The organism is Streptomyces africanus (assembly GCF_002150735.1).
Lineage (GTDB): Bacteria > Actinomycetota > Actinomycetes > Streptomycetales > Streptomycetaceae > Streptomyces > Streptomyces africanus.
Genome location: NZ_MUKA01000125.1, coordinates 1 through 3,428, shown reverse-complemented (window position 1 = coordinate 3,428; position 3,428 = coordinate 1). Strand labels below are relative to the sequence as shown.

The 3,428-nt window shown below is 72.8% G+C and carries 3 protein-coding genes and 1 pseudogene; 3 read left to right on the top strand and 1 reads right to left on the bottom strand.

What is annotated here, in order from left to right; translation table 11 throughout:
• Positions 1–673, bottom strand: a 673-nt coding sequence (locus CCL05_RS17765) for an IclR family transcriptional regulator (protein ID WP_086561481.1), incomplete at its 3' end; no start/stop codon positions are given.
• A gap of 123 nt (positions 674–796) precedes the next feature.
• On the opposite strand from CCL05_RS17765, the gene CCL05_RS17760 reads away from it, so the two are divergent.
• From CCL05_RS17760 to CCL05_RS17750, 3 genes and pseudogenes are all read left to right on the top strand, one after another.
• The gene (locus tag CCL05_RS17760; RefSeq protein WP_086561480.1) at positions 797–1,744 is read left to right on the top strand and encodes a 5-dehydro-4-deoxyglucarate dehydratase; all 948 of its coding nucleotides are present in this window, start codon (positions 797–799) and stop codon (positions 1,742–1,744) included.
• Positions 1,741–3,030, top strand: a complete 1,290-nt coding sequence (locus tag CCL05_RS17755; RefSeq protein WP_086561479.1) for a glucarate dehydratase family protein — start codon at positions 1,741–1,743, stop codon at positions 3,028–3,030. The genes CCL05_RS17760 and CCL05_RS17755 overlap by 4 nt, the downstream gene beginning before the upstream one ends.
• Positions 3,031–3,169: 139 nt before the next feature.
• Positions 3,170–3,428: pseudogene (locus CCL05_RS17750) on the top strand (sugar kinase); the annotation flags it as partial.

The window sequence follows — 3,428 nt, the reverse complement described above, 5'->3', positions numbered from 1 at the left end:
CCACCGGCACCGAGCAGCTGATCGCGTCCAGTGCGGGGGTGTCGTAGCGCAGTGCGAATCCGAAGCCGACGATGCCGGTCACGCCCTCCTCGCGGTCCACGGACCAGCCGCGGGCCCGGACCCGGGCGAGGTCGGCCGCCAGGGACTCCCGGCTCGTGTGCGTGTGGGGGGTCAGCGCCTCGTACGGCCCCTCGGGCAGCTCCGCGTCCGGGCGCTGTGCCAGCAGGGCCTTGCCCAGGGCCCCGGCGTGCGCGGGCAGGCGCCGCCCCACCCGGCTGATGGTGCGCAGGTACTCGTGCGACTCCCGCGTCGCCAGATAGGCCACGTCCCGGCCGTCCAGCCGCCCCATGTGGATCGTCTCGCCGAGCGCCTCGGACGCCTCGTCGAGATACGGCCGTACGACCCGGACCCGCGGGTCGGAGTCGAGGTAGCTGGTGCCGGTGAGCAGGGCGTGGATGCCGATGCCGTACAGGGAGCCGGTGATGTCGGTGCGGACCCAGCCGCGCGAGATCAGGGTCTGGAGCAGCGCGTACATCGAGCTGCGGGGCACGCCGAGTTCGTCGGCCAGCTCCTGGAGCCGCGCCGGGCGGTCGCCGCGCGCCGCGAGGAGTTCCAGCAGTTCGACCGTGCGGGCCGCTGACTTCACTTCACGGACGCCCCCTGTGTCTGGCATGTGCCGATCGTAATCGGACAGCCCCGCGCGGTTGACGTTCGCGTATCCAACCCGCATTCTCATACATAGATGACGTCTACATGAGGAGATGGCCCGGAGATGGCCCCGGAAACGAGCGAGGAGATGCCCGTGAGCGCTGGAGCGAGTGCGGTCGCGCACCGCCTGCGGGAGGGCATGGCCGACGGCGTGCTGTCGTTCCCGCTGACCAGCTTCCGCGACGACGGCAGCCTCGACCCGGACGGCTTCCGCGCCTATGTCGCGGACCGGCTCGCCGCCTCGCCCGGCGCGGTCTTCCCCGCCTGCGGCACCGGCGAGTTCTTCTCGCTCGACGAGGACGAGTACCGGCAGGTCGTCGCCATCACGGTCGAGGAGGCGGCGGGCCGCGTCCCCGTCGTCGCGGGCATCGGCTACGGCTGGGCGCAGGCGGTCCGGTTCGCGCGCATCGCCGAGGACGCCGGAGCCGACGCGCTGCTCGTGCTGCCGCACTACCTCGTCGCCGCCCCGCAGGACGGCCTGGTCGCCCAGCTGGAGCAGATCGCCGCCCGCACCCGGCTGCCCCTGATCGCCTACCAGCGCGGCCAGGTCACGTTCACCGCCGAGTCGCTCAGGCGCATCGCGGCCCTGCCGGGCGTCATCGGCCTCAAGGACGGCCACAGCGACCTCGACCGGCTCCAGCGCCTCACGCTCGCCGCGCCCGAGGACTTCCTGTTCTTCAACGGCGCCGCCACCGCCGAGATCCAGGCCCGCGCCTACGCCACCGTCGGCGTCCCCGCCTACTCCTCCGCCGTCCACGCCTTCGCCCCCGAGATCGCCGGCGCCTTCTTCGACGCCCTGCGCGACGGCGACCACGGTACCGTCGACAAACTGCTGCGCGGCTTCTACGTCCCGCTCGTCGAACTGCGCGACCGCGTCCCCGGGTACGCCGTGTCACTGGTGAAGGCGGCGGCCCGGCTGCGCGGCCACCCGGTGGGCCCCGTGCGCGCCCCGCTCACCGACCCCGCGCCCGCCGACCTGGCCGCCCTCCGCGCCCTCCTCACCGCCGGGCTCGACCTCGTGGGAGCCGCTCTGTGAACCTCGCCATCACCGATGTACGGCTGACGCCGATCCTGGTCGCTGACCCGCCGCTGCTGAACACGCAGGGCGTGCACCAGCCCTACACGCCCCGGCTGATCGTCGAGGTCGTCACGGCGGACGGGGTGACCGGCGTGGGGGAGACCTACGGCGACACCAAGTACCTGGAGCTGGCCCGGCCCTTCGCCGAGCGGCTGAAGGGGCGGCAGGTCAGCGATCTGAACGGGCTGTTCACGATCGCGGACCAGGTCGCGGTGGACGCGTCCCGGGTCGAGAACGCCGTGGACGTCGGCGGGCTGCGCGGCGTCCAGACCGCCGACAAGCTGCGTCTCTCCGTCGTCTCCGGCTTCGAGGTCGCCTGCCTCGACGCCCTCGGCAAGGCCCTCGGGCTGCCCGTGCACGCGTTGCTCGGCGGCAAGGTGCGCGACGCCGTCGAGTACAGCGCGTACCTGTTCTACAAATGGGCAGGCCACCCCGAGGACGTCGCCTGCGAGAAGGACGACTGGGGGGCCGCCGTCGACCCGGCCGGGGTCGTGGAACAGGCCCGCCGGTTCACCGAGCGGTACGGCTTCACCTCCTTCAAGCTCAAGGGCGGCGTCTTCCCGCCCGACGAGGAGATCGCGGCCGTCCGGGCGCTCGCCGAGGCGTTCCCCGGGCATCCGCTGCGGCTCGACCCCAACGGCGCCTGGTCCCTGGAGACCTCACTGAAGGTGGCGCGGGAACTCGGGGACGTCCTGGAGTACCTGGAGGACCCGACCCTCGGCACCCCCGCCATGGCCGAGGTCGCCGAGCGGGCCGGGGTGCCGCTCGCCACCAACATGTGCGTGACGACCTTCGCCGAGATCAAGGAGGCGTTCACCAGGGGCGCCGTCCAGGTGGTGCTCTCCGATCACCACTACTGGGGCGGACTGCGCAACACCCAGCAGCTCGCGGCCGTCTGCCGCACCTTCGGCGTCGGCGTGTCGATGCACTCCAACACCCACCTGGGCATCTCGCTCGCCGCGATGACCCACGTGGCGGCCACCGTCCCGAACCTCCACCACGCCTGCGACTCCCACTACCCTTGGCAGTCCGAGGACGTGCTCACCGAGCGGCTCACCTTCGAGGGCGGCAGGGTGACCGTGTCCGACGCGCCCGGGCTCGGCGTGGAGCTCGACCGTGAGCGGCTGGCCGTGCTGCACCGGCGGTGGCTGGATGACGACGGTGCGCTGCGCGACCGGGACGACGCGGCGGCCATGCGGGTCGCCGACCCGGAGTGGGTGACGCCCTCGATGCCCCGCTGGTAGCCCCGGCTCCCACCTCGTCCACGGGGCGCGCGGGGGCCGGTGCGAGCTGACGGAACGGGTGGGCCTGGCGTGATCGGCGTCACGTTGTCGGTGGTGTGGTGCACACTGGCCTGATCCGTACCACGTCAGGGAGCGCATCGTGACCGCGTCCACCGCCCCGGCCGGAAAGGGCCCGGCCGGAAAGGGATCGCACCGCCAGAGCCAGGTCGATCCCCTCGCCCCGCTGCGCGCGCCGGAGGATCCGCCCTGGGACGTCTACCTCACCGGCACGGTCTTCCTCGACATCATCTTCACCGGCCTCGACTCCGCCCCGGTGCGCGGGACCGAGTCGTGGGCGCGCGGGATGGGATCGAGCCCCGGCGGCGTCGCCAACATGGCCACCGCCCTGGCCCGCCTCG

Coding starts and splice junctions, on each gene's coding strand:
- CCL05_RS17760 (WP_086561480.1), top strand. CDS start 797: ATGCCCGTGAGCGCTGGAGCGAGTGCGGTCGCGCACCGCCTGCGGGAG.